This is a genomic window from Phyllobacterium sp. GQ127 (assembly GCF_059758635.1).
Genome location: NZ_JCAXDZ010000013.1, coordinates 1 through 17645, shown reverse-complemented (window position 1 = coordinate 17645; position 17645 = coordinate 1). Strand labels below are relative to the sequence as shown.

Here is a 17645-nt window from a genome sequence, read left to right as displayed (position 1 = left end):
TAGAATGCGTTTCCGGTTAGTTATAGTTGGTCAAATTAACCTTCAGGCTCGCCCCAGTATCTGCATCAAAAAAATGCAGATCTGCTGGATCAAAGACCAAATCGACCCTGTCTCCGCGCTTTACTGGAGCAAAGCTTGGAAATTTGGAGTTCACTTCCGTTCCCTCGACATCAACCAGGACGAAGGTGTCAGATCCCGTCGTCTCAAGTGACTTCACAGTGCCCGTGATTTTTTCAGTGCATCTTAAAGGGGCATCCTTCACCCATTGGATTTCGTCTGGCCGAACGCCCAATTCGACCTTGTCCGAAAAACGATCCATGGCAAAGTGTCGTCCCTCCATGGAAAAGGTCGTGCCAAAGCAGCGAACCGTCACCGTACGGCCATCAAGGCTAACGTTGGCAGGTAGGATGTTCATTCGTGGGGAACCGATGAACATGCCTACAACCTTGTTGGCTGGCGCTTGATACAATTCCGCCGGTGTTGCAACCTGAACAATGCGGCCATGATCAAACACCGCAATTCTATGCCCCATTGTCATCGCTTCAACTTGGTCATGTGTGACATAAACAGCGGTGACTCCCAACTTGCGCTGTAACTCGGCAATCTCGGTGCGCATGTGGGTTCGTAAGCTAGCATCCAGATTTGATAGAGGTTCATCGAGAAGGAAAATACGCGGTCGACGGATCATCGAACGCGCGAGAGCCACTCGCTGGCGCTGCCCGCCCGAAAGCTCGCTTGGAAAGCGATTCAACAGCGCCTGAAGCCCTACAAGGTTCGCTACCCTGTCGATATCAGCGGCAATATTAGTTTTTATCTCATGTCGGATTTCGGGGCCAAATGCCAGATTTTGACGAACCGTCATGTGCGGGTAGAGCGCATAGCTTTGGAAGACCATCGAAATGTTACGGCGCCCGGGCTGCCTCAGTGTGATATCTTCATCCCCGAGTAGGATTTTGCCGTATGTCGGGGTTTCCAGGCCCGCAAGCATCCGAAGGGTGGTTGTCTTCCCGCATCCGGAAGGTCCGACGAACACCATGAACTCACCATCTTTGATTTCAAGATTTAGGTCTTCGATGGCCGTGTGCGTTCCAAATTGCTTCCAGACATTTGCGAAAGTGACGGAAGTCATGAGCTCTCCTCCAGAGGTCGTCTTTCTGGTTAAACTGAATGAGCCGAAGACAATTTGCCTTCGGAGCGCTTGCGGATACGTACCCTGTTAAATCGCTATAAGGTGCAAGACCCAGACTCTCTTGCCCTCAATCCCCTTTTTATTGACTGCAGTGAACATCATGATCCAATAAGTTGTCAATAGGATCATGTGATCCAACTGCATTTTTGTGATTCACATTTCAAGCGGTCATACCCGCGCCGGGTGGTGCCAGCGTGATGCATGCGAGGACGCCATTTAGAGGTGGAATCCATGAGGAAGCCGGCACGTTCGCTGCTGGAGCGTGGACCATGGAGGCAACGACCCGCGAAGGTTTCGCGTTTTCGTGATGCCGTTCCAAAAAGTAGGAATTTTGTGGCGTGGCCGGTCGCTCCCAAATGCGGCCCTCCGAGACAACGGACGAGAAAAACGGTGTGGATCAGATGATCCTATTGACATATAGTGGGATCATAGTGTTCACTGACGTCAGGAATTGGTGAGGGCAGCCACAGAAATTTGGTTTCGGCAGGCGGGTATAGTCAGGTGCTTGCAACTTATTAGATGCGGCGGACCTGTCATATGCAAATAGTGGTGAAGATTGGTGGACCACCGATATCAACGGTCTGCGGCCAGATGCCATGAGACAAGAAACAACCAGACCGGCCTGTCTACGCGCGCAGTGGTGTCGCCAAGGCGGGCGCTGGAACCAGAAGTTTTTTTGCGGGCAATGCCATCTAGATGGCGCTCGCGAAGAGACGGACAGTCGAGAGGGAAAGACGGATGAGTGAGCCCAAATTTCGGGTAATGCATACAATGGTGCGGGTGAAAGACCTCGACAGGTCGATCGATTTCTACACGCGGCTCCTGGGAATGAAGTTACTGCGCAAGATGGATTACCACGAAGGCAAGTTCACGCTCGCCTTCGTGGGCTATGGCCCGGAAGAATCCAACGCGCTCATCGAGCTGACCCACAATTGGGATCAAGAAACCGACTACGATCTCGGAACTGGCTATGGGCACATCGCACTCGGCGTCAGGAATATTTACAACATTTGCGATGAGTTGGCGGCGAACGGAGCTCGAATTCCGCGACCCGCAGGACCCATGAAGTACGGTACGACCGTGATTGCCTTTGTCGATGATCCAGATGGGTACAAGATCGAACTGATTGACCTCGACACAATGAGCTGAGGTCCAGTCAAAAAGCCCAGCGACCGCGATGCGAACCTTGGGTCTCGATTGCGACACCCAACCGGATCGCGTCCGCCGATTTCCTGTCAAACGTGGAGAACTGATAAGATGACTATGGCAAACGAGGTGGGGATTATTCTGGTCGCTCCCCACCGCTTCCCGAACGTAAACAGGGAACGCGCACTAGCTGAACATTTCGGTCGAGAAATCGTGGTTGCCGAGGATCAGGCTTCATTCCGCAGTCGCATGGCCGAGGCGGAGGTCGTATTGGTGACGCCCTACGCCCAGATGACAGAAGAGGAGTTTGGGATGCTGCGGCGCTGCAAGGCAGTTGTGCGCTATGGTGTCGGTTACGACAACATTGATGTGGCAGCGGCTAACAGAGTGGGCGTGCCCGTAACTATTGTTCCCGATACAGCCTCCGAGGAAGTCGCGTCACATGCATTGGCGATGGGGCTGAACTTGGCTCGTCGCATTCCGCAGGGGCAGGCCGCTATCCGTGCCGGCGAGTGGGCGGGAGTGATTGGCCTGGATACGCCCAAACTATCGAATCTGCAGGTTGGCATAATTGGAATGGGCCGCATCGGACGGCTGGTCGCGAAATGGTGGGCTGATATTGGTACGAAGGTCCATGCTTTTGACCCAGTATCAACTTTTTCAGACGTACCCGCGGCAACCCTGAAGCTGGTGTTGGAGGAGTCGGATGTCGTCTCACTTCATCTGCCTCTCACTGAGCAAACCCGCCACATCATCTCGGCCGAGGTACTGGAGCGTATGCGGCGCAATGCGGTGATTGTAAACGTTTCGCGCGGTGGGCTGATCGATGAGGAAGCGCTTGCCGCTGCTCTTCGCGCGGGAAGCATAGCAGGCGCTGGGCTTGATACATTCGCGCAGGAACCTTTACCCGCTGGCCATCCGCTCCTCGAAGCACCAAATACGGTGTTCACGCCTCATGTTGCCTGGCGCTCCAACACATCATTGGATGCATTGCAAGAGCAAGCCGTCGAAAGAGCCCGGCGCGCACTGCAGGGAGAAGCCCTTCCGGATCTCGTAACCCGGTGAGTGATGTGCTCGCCGCGTATGAATAGCTGATTTTATTTTCATCTTAATCCAGAAGGCAGTCGTCGCTCAAGCGCCAATGGTCTGCGGGAAATAGACCAAAAGTGCGGCCGCCACTGTGGCGGCCAGATACGTGCAAACTATTTGAAAGGTATCCGTGTTGCAGCTTGGGATTGTCAGGCCGCCGGTATCGGAGTGACACCATTCTTTCGATCTACGGCCATGCCAGCGATGGCAACGTCCGCTTTAACATTCTCCCGTTGAGGGCACAGAAAAGCGATTTTCAAACGCAGTGCGGGGCGAGATATCTCTCCCAAAACCTACGGGCTGGCATTTGGAAATGGGAGACATCCAGTGCTTGAACATGGGCTAAGGCGCATCAGCTAGACTTGCTTCAGTCCAACGGCGCGAAAGGGAAATCGAGCTGATGACGCGGATAATCGTGCGCGCGAAAAACTTTGAGGCACGCAGTCACGTCACGCCCCATACCTGTCTCTACACCCCCCAACAGAGCGGTAGCGGGAATAATTGGGAAAAGGCCTTCGAAATTTTCTCCGCCAAGCGTCCGCATCACGCTGAATGGAATGGAAACCGGAAATATGCCCATAGGTTACAACGGGGTACCCACGATTTCTGCCGCGTAACCTAGACGGGTTTCGACCCATCCGACACGTCCAAGTAAACCGCTCCCCTCGACTGCACCCGTTCTATCGTCTCCACTATCTCATCGTAATCCGGCGTGTCGTACAAAGCTTCCTGTCCTGGGTATCGCAATTTGCCGGTGACGGCCTCGTCCAGGAAATAGGCGCCCGCGATCAGGAAGGAAATCACATAGAAGTCATCGGCGCCGAGCGCGCGGATCGCGTCCAAAGGATCTTTTGGACAGGCCTCAGGCAGGCGCAAAATTGCCTCAAAGAATGACCGCGCCATGTCGTCACGCTCCTTTAAAGCACGGGGCAGCAGACGTTCCAGCATGCCGGCTTGCGTGGCAGAGGGCATCCCGAATTTCGCGTCCGAAGGGATTAGGGTATCGGCGACCCACGCGATCCTGTTTTGAAAGTCATCGATGTTGTAAGTCATGGCTTATAGTTCGACCTTTCGCGTTTCGGCAGTCCGGCTTACTGGCTGTGAGCGCCTGTTTTCAATGATGGATTCAGCGTTTCGCAGTGCCAGTGCGGTAACGGTGCCAGTAGGATTTACCGCGCCCGAGGTTGGCATTACGCTGCCGTCCATGATGAAGACGTTTGGCACGTCGTGCGAGCGACCGAAAGAGTCAACGACTGAGGTGTGTGGATCGTTGCCCATACGCGCTGTTCCGAGTATGTGCCAGCCGGTTTCTCGCATCAAGGGTGTTCCCAAAACTTCATAAGCGCCCGCTTCTTTCATGGACTCCGCAGCGCGCAAGAGGTTGAAATCCAGGAGATCCTTTGTATTTTGCGATGCCTTGTACGTCACCTTCACAGCAGGCATGCCCTGGGCATCGGTCACATCGGGATCGAGAGAAACCATGTTCTCATCACTTGGTAGATCCTCGGCCATGATCCCCCAATAAGCTGAACGACCGAACCGCTTCTGCACAGTTACATGGAAATTTTCGCCCCACACATCACTGTTGCTGCCCCATGGCCAGCTGCCAACCGACGCCAGAGGGCCGCCCATTCCCATGAGCTGCCATTTTGCTCCTCGGTAGAAATTCGTGTCTTTGCGGGTCTCTGCAAATTCGAGGGAGTAGGCGCGCTGGCCGTAGGGGCCTTGCCAATTTTCGAAGAAGTCGTCGAACAGGCCGCTCACGGTTCCATAGGGGTGCATCATTAACCGTTTTCCCACCAGCCCTGAAGAATTCGCCAATCCGTTGGGATGGTCGTTCGAAGCCGAATTAAGGAGCAGCCGGGGTGTGCCGACACCGTTGGCCGAAACAATCACGATGCGTCCGGGCTGAAAATGCGTAGCCCCTGTCTCGCGATCCACGTAGGTTGCGCCAGTTGCAAGACCATCAGATCCGGTCTCAACGCGCAATACACGTGCATTTTGAACGAGTTTAACCCCGAGCTTAAGACATGTGGGCCAGTGCGTTCGGTCGACTGAGGCCTTGGCGCCATCGAAGCAAGCCCAGGCACACGCCCCGCGACGCACGCAAGGCAATAGCCCGTTGTGTTTCACTGTCGCTATTGAATTGCTTCCCGGCCACCAGTGCCATCCAAGCCGGTCATGTGCTGCGGAGAATTTCCGTTCCATTGCTCCCATCGGAAAGGGGGGTAGCGGGATTTCGAAGCCTGGCGGATAAGCCGGATCCCCCCCGACACCGGAAACGGCAAAATCGTTCTCAACACGCGTATAAAATGGTTCAAGGTCGTCATAACTCAAGGGCCAATCGTCGGCGATACCATCCACCGTACGCACACGAAAATCACTCGGTTTCAACCGATGCCATGCAGCTGTATAGATGATCGAGCTCCCTCCCACGCCATTCCACATTAACGGCTCAATGTCCGAATCTGATACGTTAATGGGATAATCGGACGGTGACCTCCGCCTGTTCGGATTTGAAGAAAAATACTGGGCTTTCGTCAGTTCGAACTCTAGACCAGAGTGGCGAAGCTTCGTGTAGTCAGGGTAGCTACCCTGTTCCAGACAGATGACAGACATTCCCTCTTCTGCAAGGCGTTTTGCTGCCACTGCCCCGGACGGCCCGGAGCCAACAATTACGACGTCATAAACAGTCGTTTGGCTTTCATTCGTCATTTAGCTGACTCCCTAAATTTTACGCAGCGCCGGTCGGGCGGCGGGATTCCATGCCGAGTGTCATATTTTTGCAGTTTCCGTGGAGATGCCACTTTTGACATCTTTCAAATCGGCCGGTGTCTCGCGGTGATATCAAGAAAATCAACGGAATTACCGCCTCACGACCTTCTTTACGCCTTGGCGGCAGCCCTGCTCCAGATCTTGTTGTTTCTCGCAGTAGCGGAATCAGGGGTGACGGCGGTTTTCGCCTCCTTGTAGCTGAGAGCGGTATGTACCAGCCGTGAGCGAAGACCTCCCCTTTTGTCACTACTCATATTAGGCTCATCTTCTTAGACGCGGGATGGTCTCTTATTTTCACAGCCGTCTCCAAGTCTACCGCAAATATCTCTACCCGCGCTTGATCGCCCACAGTCAACATCATGATCCTGATGAATGTCAAGTGGATCAAGTGATCCTAACGGAATTTTGTCCGTCCCCTAGTCGGCCAGACCGAGCACTTCAATAGTCAAAATCTTCCAGAATAACTCATGGCTTACCCACATGGCCCACTGTTCCATTCCGGAACGTGTGCGTTTTGCCCGGGGTAGGGGATGCAAGGTGATTGCTCAGTAATGAGATTTCGTCGGTTGAAATCATGCGCTAGAACTGACGTGGCCGTGCCATGTCCGACAGCGACAAATGAGCGGTCGATCGTCGGCAGATTAGAGGTCACGTTACGCGGTCGCAATGGCTTAGGCGGCAAGTACCCACTTCGGCGACTCCAGCGTTTTGGATGCCCCAGCTCTACCGCACTCCAAAAAGAATCTTGGATCACATGATCCTGTTGACATGTGATTGGATCATGGTGTTTATTGCGCTCACTCAAGACTGATGGAGAACAATATGAAACTCAGCTTAGCGCACGGCAGCAGTGAAGCAGGTTCCGTTACCGGCAAGCGCTCGGATGCTGCATTCTTGCGAGAGCGGAAAGTGGTTCCAGGAGGTTCAATGCGCGCGGCGTCGTGGTTTCAACCGCATCCGCCCTATGCAGCGCGTGGCGAAGGTTGCTGGGTCATCGACATTGATGAAAGGCGGCTTCTTGATTGCGCGAACAACTTCTTCTCCCTCATTCATGGCCATGCTTTTGGCCCTGTTATGGACGCAGTGCGCAATGCAATGACTAAGGGAACAGCATTCGGTATGCCGACAGAAAGCGAAATCCTTCTGGCCGAAGCGCTGGCTGACAGAAACCCACGGATGGAGCAGACTCGTTTCTGCAATTCGGGAACCGAGGCGGTCTTGGCCGCAATCAAGGGTGCACGCGGCCTGACCGGCCGGCACAGGATTGCCAAGTTTGAAGGCTGCTATCACGGAGCCTATGATTGGGTGGAAGTGAGCCTTGATCCGACGCCTTCCAATTGGGACGACGAGAATGGCAATCCCGCATCTGTCCGTTGCAATGCGGGTACGCCGGAATCAGTATTACAGGAGGTGGTGGTGCTTCCATACGACGATCCTCAACGTTGCGCCGATATCCTTCGCCGTGAAGGGGCTACGCTGGCGGCTATAATCGTTGATCCGCATGCTTCGCGGGCCGGTACGGTGCCCATGTCGAAGGAGACGGCTGCGGTCATACAAGATGCATGCCGCCGCGACGGCATGATTCTCATTGCCGACGAAGTGATCAGCTTCCGTCTGTCCTATGAAGGGGCTTCCCCTCTTTTCGGTCTCGAGCCGGACCTGATCACGACGGCGAAGATCATTGGCGGCGGACTGCCGATCGGCGCTGTATCCGGGCGCGCCGATTGTATGGCGGTCTTCGACCACTCTGCCGGCAAGCCAAAAGTGGCTATGGGGGGTACGTTCAGTGCTAACCCGCTGAGCATGGCTGCGGGCTTGACCTCACTGGAGCATTATTCGCGGCCCGTAGTGGACCGGCTCAACAAACTCGGCGACACCCTGCGCGAGAAAATCAGCAAAGGACTTGCCGAAGCTGGCGTAGCGGCAACGGTCACAGGAATGGGATCGCTGTTCCGGCTTCATGTCGGAGCGGACAAAGTCACCGGCTATCGGAGCGCATTTCCGACTGCGGGGGCCGCAAAGCTCATCCGTCGGATTCAATTGGCCATGTTGGACGAAAACGTGCTCCTGACGCCCAATTGCTCGGGGTCGCTTTCCAGTCCAATGACCGAAGTCGAGGTTTTTTCGATAGCAGACAAACTGGTGCGCGTCGTCGAAAGGGAGCTCGGCGCTCACCAAGGCTCGGCAGGCTGAACCCGGAGAGTTCAGTTGAACCTCTGACAGAACATAGAAGGATATGGTGAGCAATGATGAGTGGACAGCCGATGTTAATTGCACCCTACCGCGTCGGAGTTGATATTGGCGGTACCTTTACCGATCTGGTGATGGTCGACTCCACAGGAGCGGTTCGTGCGTTCAAAGCTCCTTCAGTGCCTTCCGATCCAACGGAAGGCGTTCTTTCGGCAATCCGACTCGCGGCCGGTGCTTTGGCAATCGAAGTCGAAACCTTACTTTCCAATACTGAGTTATTTGTTCATGGCTCGACCATTGCTACCAACACGCTGCTTGAAAAGAAGGGTGCAAAGGTCGGACTTCTGGTCACGGACGGCTTCCGGGACTCCCTGGAGATCAGGCGCTCGATGCGTGAAGACGTGTGGGACCATCGAAAGCCGTTTCCCGAAGTCCTGGTCCCCCGTTATCTACGCCTCCCTATCCTCGAGCGCCTGGAGCAGGATGGCACGGTGAGGATACCTTTCGATTCCGGTTCCGTCGCGGCCGCTGCGCGTGTTTTCGAGGAGGAGGGCGTTGAGGCTGTGGCGATCTGTTTCCTGCATTCCTACGCAAATCCAGCACATGAACAGGCTGCCAAAGCAGAGCTGAAGAAGCTTCTTCCAAATGTCTGGGTCACCGCTTCGTCGGAAATCGCCCCAACGATCGGTGAATATGAACGCACGTCGACGACCGTCGTCAACGCCTATGTTGCGCGCCGTGTTGTCCCTTATCTTGAAAGTCTATCAAAACGGCTCGCCTCGCTCGGCTTGCAGCGCAAGCTGTTGATGATTCAGTCGAATGGCGGAGCGATTTCCATCGATGAGATTGGCCACACGCCCGCCAGTCTGGTTCTTTCGGGCCCGGCCGCCGGCGTCGGTTCCTTGAAGTTCTTCGGTCAGGATACCGGGTCCGAGCATTTGCTGTCGATCGAGGTCGGTGGAACGAGCTGCGACGTTACGTTGATGGAGCACGGTATGGTCTCAATGACCGACCAGATCGTGGTCGACGGTTACCACTTGAACATTCCGTCCGTCGATATTCACACGGTAGGTGCAGGCGGAGGGACGATCGCAGCTGTGGACGGTGCCGGCCTCCTGAAGGCTGGGCCGGAAGGAGCGGGCTCGACGCCCGGACCGGCAAGCTATGGCCGCGGCGGCACACGTCCGACAGTGACCGATGCGCAGTTGGTGCTCGGCCGACTCAAGCCGGGTCCATATGCCGGCGGAGTGATCACGTTGAGCCTCGAAAAGGCGATCGAGGCGATTGAGACACATGTCGCCAAGCCTCTTGGTCTCAGCGTCACAGATGCAGCGGCTGGCATCATTCAACTCGTCGAACAAAATATTCTTCACGCAGTGGAGCGAGCCTCGCTTGAGAAAGGTTACAATCCGCGGGCGTTTACGCTCGTAGCCTGCGGTGGAGCGGGGCCGTTGCACGGTCCTTCGACCGCAAGATTGCTCGGTTGCTCAAGTCTTTATGTTCCGCGGCTTGCGGGCGTGTTCTGCGCGTTTGGGATGTGCAATTCTGACCTTCGCCACGACTTTGTGCGAAGCTGGCTCAAAGAGTTGAGCAATGTGCAGACGTCTGGAACGGGACCGATCGAAGCCGCTTTTGCCCAGATGCAGGCGGAAGCGAATGAGGTTCTGGCGCGCGAAGGCTTCACGGGGGATAAGACGCTTCTCAAGCGTGCCTACGACCTTCGTTATTTCGGCCAGCAATGGACCATACCCGTGGAATGCTCCTCGACGGATGCCTCAACGATAAGGGCAGCGTTTGAACAGATCTACCAACGTCTTTTCGGTTATGTTCAGCCAGCGGGTGCGATCGAGATCGTCAATCTGAGATTGGCGGCGATCGGTAAGCTGGATGCCTTGGAAGTCGGGAAGGTTTCTCCCACGGTTTCCGATCCGGTGGCCATTTCGCGGCGGCCGGTATGGATCGACAAGGGGTTGGGCTTCGTCGAAACACCCGTTTACGATGGTACGGTTCTGACCCCGAGACAGGAGCTGACCGGGCCCGCCATCATTGAGGAAGCAACCACCACGCTCCTGCTGGGGGCGGGTGACAAGCTGACGATGACTGATGCCGGAAACTATCACGTAGACCTTCTCAAGGGCAAAGCAGCATGAACAAGCTACGCACCCTTGGGCACTATTTGAAAACCGCCGCATCGTTGGCTCGACAGCAGTTTAATTCCCCGCAAGGCAGGTTTTTTATTGCAAGAATTGATGAGGTCAAACTATGAGCACTGTTTTGTCTTCCGAATACGATCCGGTTCTTATTGCCATTTTGCAGCGACAGCTGGATCATATCAGTCTGCAGATGGGAACGATTATGATTCGGACGGCGCGCAGTCCGATCTTCAGCCAGAGTCATGATTTTTCCTGTTTCTTGAGCAATGCGGATGGTGAGACGATCGCACAGGCGGATGGTCTGCCCATCCATTCCGGCAGTGGCGGATTTGCCGTTCGCGCAGTCCTAAGGGATTTCTCCGGACGCATTGAGCCAGAAGACGTCTTTATTCTAAGTGATCCCTACGCGGCCGGCGGCAATCATTTGCCTGACTGGACTCTTATTCGTCCGGTTTTCGTGGACGGTGAGCTGGTCGGCTTTTGCAGCAATCGTGCGCATCAGTCCGACATCGGTGGAGGTGCGGCCGGGACCTACAATGCCAAGGCTACCGAGATTTTCCATGAGGGAATTCGCCTGCCTGTCCTCAAGCTGATTGAAAAAGGCCAGCTACGCGACGACCTGTGGCGCATGTTGCTCTTGAACTCGCGCTGCCCGGATTTGCTGGAGGGCGATCTTGGCGCAATGATTGGCTCCACACGGATCGGCGGCCAGCGGTTGGCTGACGTCATTGTCCAACTGGGTGTCACGAAGGGCCGTGCTTACCTCGATGCTCTTCTCGACTACGGCGAGCGGCGGATGCGCCAAGCTATCTCCGAACTTCCGAACGGCGTATGGCATGCTTCCGACTTCAGTGATACCGACTGCTTTGATCTTGTCGACATCGAAACGCGCGTAAAGATGACTGTCGACGAAGATAAGATAACGTTTGATTTTACCGGTACGTCGCCGCAGATCAAAGGTTTCAAGAACAGCGGGATCGCCAACACGCATTCGGCCGTCTTTTGCGCTCTTTCTGCTTTTTTGGACCCAGCAATTCCGCACAACGAAGGTACCTACCGCTGTGTTAAAATCATAGCGCCCGAAGGAACTGTTGTGAACGCCTTGTCGCCGGCGCCGATGACGATGAATACGGTATACCCGGCGATCGACATCATGAATGCGTGCTGGGGGGCACTGGCTCAAGCCGACCCCGAACGCGCCTGCGCAGGTTGGGGAAAATCGGTATTCGGCATTTCGTCAGGCACGAAACCTGGCGGGGGCGTCTTTGTTCTCTACCATTGGCACGGCAGCTCCGGTGGCGGCGCAGTAAAAGGGCGAGATGGCTTTGCCACTTCCAGTCACCAGATGACGCTCGGCGGTATGTTCATTCCGAATGTGGAAACCTATGAGCAATCTTATCCGATCCGCGTGCACCGCTACCAGATGCGCTGTGATACCGGTGGGGCGGGGCAGTACCGGGGTGGAACCGGCGTCGACTACGTGGTCGATGTTTTGGTCGGTGGCGAGCATCTGCTGCGAGGTGAAGGTGCCCGCAAAAAAAGCGGTGCCGGTGTCAATGGCGGACATTGGGGTGAGAAGGGATCGATCAAGGCTTTCGATCTTGCTACCGGTGAAGAGCTTTACTGCCCGCCTTATGGAGTTGAAGCGGTCAAGCCGTTTCACTTGGTGATTGAGGCTACGGCTGGCGGTGGTTGGGGGCATCCGCACCATCGCGACCCTGCGTCCGTCCTGCGCGATGTCCGTGACGGTGTGGTATCTCGACAGGCAGCACTCGCGACTTATGGGGTCGCCATCTCGGTCGATGAAAAATCCATTCTCTCGACCGAGGCAAGACAGAAGGCGGCATGATTTTCCCCCTGCGGTTCAAAGCGATGAAATGTCCGTATAACCATTGAGGAGCAAACATGAGCAAGAAGCGTGCGAAGGACATTCTTCGTGAATATCACGAAGCTTGGTCGAGCGGTGATGTTGAAAAGGGCTGTAGCTACTATGCAGACAATCTCGTCGTGCACATGGGGGGTACGCACCCCGTCCTTTCCGGCGATTTCCACGGCGCCAACGGCTTCGTCGAAGGCTGGGTAAATAAGGTCGCCGCGTACACCGACGAGTGGATAGTCGGCGGTGAGGCGGGACATGACGAGGTCATCGCAGAGTCGGATGAGGCGATCCTGATCATGGTTCATGAAATCTGGACGCGTGGTGACAAGAAGGTCCGTACTGACCGACTCGCAGCTTATCGTTTCGAAAACGAGCAGATCGTGGAGTGCTGGTTTTGTGACATGCGTCAGGCAGAAGTTGATGCGTTCTTCTCGGGTATCCGATAGGCGCCAAAAAGCACTGATCATTGCCCGCGATATCCATGTGGGCCGTTTGCGGTATATGACTCGGATTAGGATAGGTGATGCCCGATTTTATTGTGGTAGGTGGGGGATCCGCAGGATGCGCTATTGCGGGGCGTCTGAGCGAGGATCCCGATGTATCGGTGACGCTGTTTGAGGCCGGGCCCAGGGACAGCAGCCTCTGGATACGCTTTCCGGTAACATTTTACAAATCGTTCAAGAGCTCTTTGCTTCACTGGTACAAGGTCGAAAAACTCAAGCATCAGAACGACATCGAGCCACAAGTCGGACAAGCGCGCGTTTTGGGCGGTGGCAGCTCGCTTAACGCCATGATCTATATGAGGGGCGCGCCGTCGGACTACGACCGTTGGGTCGATCATGGAGCAGACGGTTGGGGCTATAAGGATGTGCTCCCCTACTTTCGCAAGGCAGAAAACAATGAAGTCTATTCGAGCGATGTCCACGGCCAAGATGGGCCGCTGAGTGTGTCGAACCAGCAGCATACATTGCCGCTTACCAAGGCATGGGTGAAGGCGTGCCAAGAGGCAGGCATACCCTACAATCCAGACTTCAATTCTGGAGAGCTGAAGGGGGCCGGACTTTACCAGTTGACCACGAAGAACGGACGGCGATGCAGTTCGGCCGACGCTTATCTCCACCCGGCCCGAAAGCGCCGGAATTTGAACGTTGTAACCGACAAACAGGTCACGAAGATACTGGTCGAGGGCGGTCGCGCCGTTGGCGTTCAGTACGTGGTGAACGGCCGCGTTGAAACGATGCGGGCTGAACGCGAGGTCGTCATATCCTCAGGAGGCGTCGGATCTCCTCGTCTTCTCTTACTTTCGGGAATAGGGCCTGCTGCCGAACTCCAGCGCGCTGGCGTTCGGGTCGTTCACGACCTTCCTGGCGTTGGGCAGAATCTGCAAGATCATACCGATTGCTTCCTGATCTATAACTTGAAGTCGAACACAAGCTACGACAAGTACAAGAAGTTACGGTGGCAGCTGGCGGCGGCAGCTCAATATATGCTTTTCGGAACCGGGCCGATTACGTCAAATATCTGCGAGGGCGGTGCCTTCTGGTGGGGTGATCAAGCGGATCCCACACCGGATCTCCAATATCACTTTCTGGCTGGTGCCGGCATTGAGGAAGGTGTGGAAACGACGGCGAGCGGAAGCGGATGCACCCTTAACGTATATGCCTGCCGGCCCAAATCGCGCGGCCGGATTGCTCTTCGCTCGTCGGATCCGAGTGTTCCGCCAATCGTGGACCCGAACTATCTCAGTCATCAGTATGACGTAGATCGGCTTGTTGATGGGATTCGGCTTGGGCAGGAGATCATGCAACAGCCTTCGATGAAGAAGTTCGTGAGCGAGTCGCACTTGCCTGCCAAGCCGTTGAAAACCCGCGCAGAGTTCGAAGCGTTCGTCAGAACGTACACACAGGGGGCATATCATCTGAGCGGTGCCTGCAAGATCGGGACGGACGAGATGGCCGTGGTCGATCCCCAGTTGCGCGTCCATGGTATAGACGGTCTTCGGGTTGCTGATACCTCCGTCATGCCGTTCGTGTCATCGAGCAATCTAAACGCGCCTGCGATCATGATCGGTGAGCGCGCCGCCGACTTCATGAAGGGGAACCGGATCTAAACACCAACAATGTGTAGCCCTCTATTGGGTCAACCAGTTTCAACTGCGGACGGATAGTTCAAGCTGTGGTCCATCGCCCGATGGTTGAATTTTGTCATTTTCACTCTTGAATCGAAAGCACCGACATGGTGCGGGAGGACCTATGAAACTCGTTACCTATGACTCGGATGGCATTTGGCGAGCAGGTGTTGTGGTGGATTCGTTGATTTTCGACGTGGATATGCTTCTCAAAAGCGAATCCGGAGAGAACGCGAGACCAGTCTTATCGGTCCGTGGATTGCTGCAGGAACACGGAGGAGCGCTGTCAGAACTCTCGGCGCGGCTTACTGCTGCTGTCCGGGAGAATCCGCAAGCCGAGGTTGGGCCGTTTGACAAGGTGAAGCTTGGCCCGCCGGTTACGGATCCGTCTAAAGTCCTTTGCATCGGCCTCAACTATAACGATCACGTCGCGGAGACCGGGCGCGCGCCACCATCGCACCCCGACATTTTCGCGAAGTTCGCGAGTTCTCTTATCGGTCCTTTCGACGAGATATGCTGCTCCAAAATCACACCAAACCTGGATTTTGAAGGTGAGCTCGCAATCGTCATCGGAAAGCAATGCCACTCCGTCCCTGCGCAGGACGCGCTTGATTTTGTAGCCGGCGTGACCGTCTTGAATGACATCACGGCGCGTGATCTTCAGTACCGCGGAACGCAGTGGCTGCCAGGCAAGGCTGTGGATGGTTCGACGCCATGTGGTCCAGCGCTTGTCACGTTGGATGAAGTCGGGGACATCCAGGGCCTCGATATTCAGACCCGCGTCAATGATGCGCAGGTCCAATCATCCAATACGCATCTAATGATTTTTCCGGTTCGCCATTTGGTGAGCTATGTTTCCTATTTTCTGACTCTTTCGCCTGGCGATATCATTACGACGGGCACTCCCAAGGGTATTGGTGCAAAGCGGCAGCCGCCGATGTGGTTGAAGCCGGGCGATATTGTAGAGGTGGAGCTTGAGAATGTGGGCATCCTGCGTAACGTTGTGCGCTGAGGAACATTTGGTTTGTGGTGTCTGGATGCCCAATTCATGTCGAAAAATCGAGGTCGCAGGTATGATCTGAACAGTCTTCATCTGTTAGGTCGTCGCGGGGCAATGCCCGGCGACTGCAACCAACAGTCGAACTTCAGAGGGAGTAATGACCAAGCTAGATCTGATCGAGCGAATTAAGGTGATATGCGTTGAACTGTCGGGACAGACCGTAGACGCTGCCCATTACGTCATCAACAATGCCGACGAGATTCCATTTTACTCGATGCGGGAGATCGCGCGACGCGCGAATGTTCAGCCCGTAAGCCTTGTCCGGCTGGCTCAAAAGTTGGGGATGGCAGGTTATGGCGATCTGCGGCAACAATTCATCGATACAACACCGGAGGGCCGTCAACGAGATCGCCAGTCCATACACCGCAATGAATCGAGCGCGCGGACGCTCATCTCCGAAATGGGCAAAAGCTCCGGACTGAAGGCTTTCGTCGATTCCTTCTTTGCGACCGAGCAAGGCGTCGTTGCGCAAGCAAGAGCGCATCTGTCAGAGGAAAGACTTGAAAGTGCCGTCGAACTGCTGGCCAGCGCCCCGAAAGTCTATGTCATCGGCCGGCGAACGGCGTTCACGCCTGCCTATACCCTCGCCTATACCCTACAGAAAGCGCGTCCAAACATTGTCCTGCTGGACACTCCAGGCGGTGGGCCGGAGGGCGCTTTGGACGATATCCAGCCCGGCGATGCCTTTGTCGCGACAACCTTCGCACCATTCAACCGCCTTGTGCACAGGCTGACTGAAAAGGCGTCGCTTTCAGGAGGGAAGATTATCGCGATCACTGACAGCTTCGCCGCCCCCATCAGCAAGTTTGCAGGGCCGCTGCATTTTGTGGCGCAATCGTCGGGCCCTGCATTCCCCGAATCCACGCTCGGAGCAATCGCCATCGCCAACATTCTCGCCGCCTTGACTATCAGCAAGATTGGCGAGGCGGCACAACGTAGAATTCGCGACAACGAGCACTTCCTGGTGAAATCCGGCGAATATCTCTTGTCCGGCAGTCCCAAGATCTCCCGCTACGAAAAAAGTAGCTGAAACACGTTGCTTCGGAGGCTGGAAGCAAATGGAGGTTCCAAGCAACAAAGGACGCCCTGTCATTTGAAAGGTATCTTCAGAGGAGAGCGGATGTGACACCGGTGCTTTGTTTAATGGTTTAAAAAGAGCCGCAAGACGTGGCCTCTGAAACAGCCCTCAGCGCTTGACCGTCCCATGAATGCTTATGCTCTTCAAACTGTTGTGGATGGATTGCCTTTGCCGTCGGAAAGTTCGGCAATTGTGGCGGCCATACTGACGCGGTTCACCGTTCCGATGGCGCTGCTGAAAATATATGCAAATTGCTGCTCGGGATGGTGCAAGCCTTCATTTGATTTGATTGCTCTGGCTGGCAATCCGGTTCCAGGCAATGGAACTGAACGCGCCGTTATACGGAGAATCGACTCGTGCACCAGTCTCACCATGACACAAGCCTAGCATCGCGTCGGCGCTGTCGCACTGCCCAAAGATTGCTGCTGCACTTAACAGGATATTCAAAGTGTGGTGGCTAGGTGGGGCCACAGTATTTTAGCTCGAGGAAGTTCTGCGCTTGCGCGGCCGCATATGGCGGGTTTGAGACGTTTTCAGCCTATTTATTGCCCTTCGGTCTGGCCCTTACTCCTAGGTCTCAAAGGCACTCCCTTGCAGTATGGTGGCCTCGTTCAGTGTTCGGATGCACGGGTATCGAAGACATCTCATGCTGAAATTGGAAAGGCCAGCTTCGCCACCTCAATTAGCCAAAGCCCCTAATGTATTGCATAGTTGGGATCTCATTAAAAATCGAATAGCGGGGCAGTTAGTCTACTATAATCTGAAAGTACTCAACGCGGGGTTGTATAGCACTTTGGCTTGCACGCGATTGCTCGTGGTCGGGCACGTTTAGGGAACTGAACTTTTGCAAATTATTAGTAGAGATGTGCGTCATGCACCTGCGGCGCTTTTGAGAACTGCCAAATGTTCGTTGCAGATGGTTTCGACAAGATCGTGCAGGATCTTGGTCCGCTGACCA

Annotated in this window: 13 protein-coding genes; 9 read left to right on the top strand and 4 right to left on the bottom strand. The window is 55.1% G+C overall.

Annotated elements, in window-relative coordinates:
• Positions 1-16: 16 nt before the first annotated feature.
• A complete protein-coding gene (locus tag AC6CHM_RS24560) occupies positions 17-1129 on the bottom strand; it encodes an ABC transporter ATP-binding protein (protein WP_498175875.1) in 1113 nt (370 codons plus the stop codon).
• Positions 1130-1927: 798 nt separating this feature from the next.
• On the opposite strand from AC6CHM_RS24560, the gene gloA reads away from it, so the two are divergent.
• On the top strand, positions 1928-2338 hold the full coding sequence (gloA, locus tag AC6CHM_RS24555; protein WP_498175873.1) for a lactoylglutathione lyase: 411 nt from the start codon (positions 1928-1930) through the stop codon (positions 2336-2338).
• 108 nt (positions 2339-2446) lie between these two features.
• Positions 2447-3400: a C-terminal binding protein gene (locus AC6CHM_RS24550; protein ID WP_498175871.1), complete on the top strand. Its 954-nt coding sequence runs from the start codon at positions 2447-2449 to the stop codon at positions 3398-3400.
• Positions 3401-4042: 642 nt separating this feature from the next.
• Here the strand turns inward: AC6CHM_RS24550 and AC6CHM_RS24545 are convergent.
• A complete protein-coding gene (locus AC6CHM_RS24545) occupies positions 4043-4477 on the bottom strand; it encodes a hypothetical protein (protein WP_498175868.1) in 435 nt (144 codons plus the stop codon).
• Positions 4478-4480: 3 nt separating this feature from the next.
• On the bottom strand, positions 4481-6139 hold the full coding sequence (locus AC6CHM_RS24540) for a GMC family oxidoreductase (RefSeq protein ID WP_498175866.1): 1659 nt from the start codon (positions 6137-6139) through the stop codon (positions 4481-4483).
• An 882-nt stretch (positions 6140-7021) separates the two neighbouring features.
• Here AC6CHM_RS24540 and AC6CHM_RS24535 point away from each other — a divergent pair.
• From AC6CHM_RS24535 to AC6CHM_RS24505, 7 genes are all read left to right on the top strand, one after another.
• Complete coding sequence (locus AC6CHM_RS24535; RefSeq protein WP_498175864.1) at positions 7022-8392, top strand: aspartate aminotransferase family protein; 1371 nt, start codon at positions 7022-7024, stop codon at positions 8390-8392.
• A 71-nt stretch (positions 8393-8463) separates the two neighbouring features.
• Positions 8464-10539 carry a hydantoinase/oxoprolinase family protein gene (locus AC6CHM_RS24530; protein WP_498175862.1) on the top strand — a complete coding sequence of 692 codons (2076 nt, stop codon included), beginning with the start codon at positions 8464-8466 and terminating at the stop codon, positions 10537-10539.
• Between the two features lie 112 nt (positions 10540-10651).
• Positions 10652-12391, top strand: a complete 1740-nt coding sequence (locus AC6CHM_RS24525) for a hydantoinase B/oxoprolinase family protein (protein ID WP_498175860.1) — start codon at positions 10652-10654, stop codon at positions 12389-12391.
• Between the two features lie 56 nt (positions 12392-12447).
• Positions 12448-12867, top strand: a complete 420-nt coding sequence (locus tag AC6CHM_RS24520; protein WP_498175858.1) for a nuclear transport factor 2 family protein — start codon at positions 12448-12450, stop codon at positions 12865-12867.
• A 77-nt stretch (positions 12868-12944) separates the two neighbouring features.
• Entirely contained in the window at positions 12945-14531 is a 1587-nt protein-coding gene (locus AC6CHM_RS24515; RefSeq protein WP_498175856.1) for a GMC family oxidoreductase, read from the top strand.
• A 142-nt stretch (positions 14532-14673) separates the two neighbouring features.
• Entirely contained in the window at positions 14674-15561 is an 888-nt protein-coding gene (locus AC6CHM_RS24510) for a fumarylacetoacetate hydrolase family protein (RefSeq protein WP_498175854.1), read from the top strand.
• Between the two features lie 145 nt (positions 15562-15706).
• Positions 15707-16639, top strand: a complete 933-nt coding sequence (locus AC6CHM_RS24505) for a MurR/RpiR family transcriptional regulator (RefSeq protein WP_498175852.1) — start codon at positions 15707-15709, stop codon at positions 16637-16639.
• Positions 16640-16830: 191 nt separating this feature from the next.
• On the opposite strand, the gene AC6CHM_RS24500 is transcribed toward AC6CHM_RS24505, so the two are convergent.
• Complete coding sequence (locus AC6CHM_RS24500) at positions 16831-17049, bottom strand: hypothetical protein (RefSeq protein ID WP_498175850.1); 219 nt, start codon at positions 17047-17049, stop codon at positions 16831-16833.
• Positions 17050-17645: the final 596 nt, after the last annotated feature.

Bases quoted from the DNA above. Each gene is read 5' to 3' on its own strand.
- AC6CHM_RS24560 (WP_498175875.1), bottom strand. From the start codon at position 1,129: ATGACTTCCGTCACTTTCGCAAATGTCTGGAAGCAATTTGGAACGCAC.
- gloA (WP_498175873.1), top strand. From the start codon at position 1,928: ATGAGTGAGCCCAAATTTCGGGTAATGCATACAATGGTGCGGGTGAAA.
- AC6CHM_RS24550 (WP_498175871.1), top strand. From the start codon at position 2,447: ATGACTATGGCAAACGAGGTGGGGATTATTCTGGTCGCTCCCCACCGC.
- AC6CHM_RS24545 (WP_498175868.1), bottom strand. From the start codon at position 4,477: ATGACTTACAACATCGATGACTTTCAAAACAGGATCGCGTGGGTCGCC.
- AC6CHM_RS24540 (WP_498175866.1), bottom strand. From the start codon at position 6,139: ATGACGAATGAAAGCCAAACGACTGTTTATGACGTCGTAATTGTTGGC.
- AC6CHM_RS24535 (WP_498175864.1), top strand. From the start codon at position 7,022: ATGAAACTCAGCTTAGCGCACGGCAGCAGTGAAGCAGGTTCCGTTACC.
- AC6CHM_RS24530 (WP_498175862.1), top strand. From the start codon at position 8,464: ATGTTAATTGCACCCTACCGCGTCGGAGTTGATATTGGCGGTACCTTT.
- AC6CHM_RS24525 (WP_498175860.1), top strand. From the start codon at position 10,652: ATGAGCACTGTTTTGTCTTCCGAATACGATCCGGTTCTTATTGCCATT.
- AC6CHM_RS24520 (WP_498175858.1), top strand. From the start codon at position 12,448: ATGAGCAAGAAGCGTGCGAAGGACATTCTTCGTGAATATCACGAAGCT.
- AC6CHM_RS24515 (WP_498175856.1), top strand. From the start codon at position 12,945: ATGCCCGATTTTATTGTGGTAGGTGGGGGATCCGCAGGATGCGCTATT.
- AC6CHM_RS24510 (WP_498175854.1), top strand. From the start codon at position 14,674: ATGAAACTCGTTACCTATGACTCGGATGGCATTTGGCGAGCAGGTGTT.
- AC6CHM_RS24505 (WP_498175852.1), top strand. From the start codon at position 15,707: ATGACCAAGCTAGATCTGATCGAGCGAATTAAGGTGATATGCGTTGAA.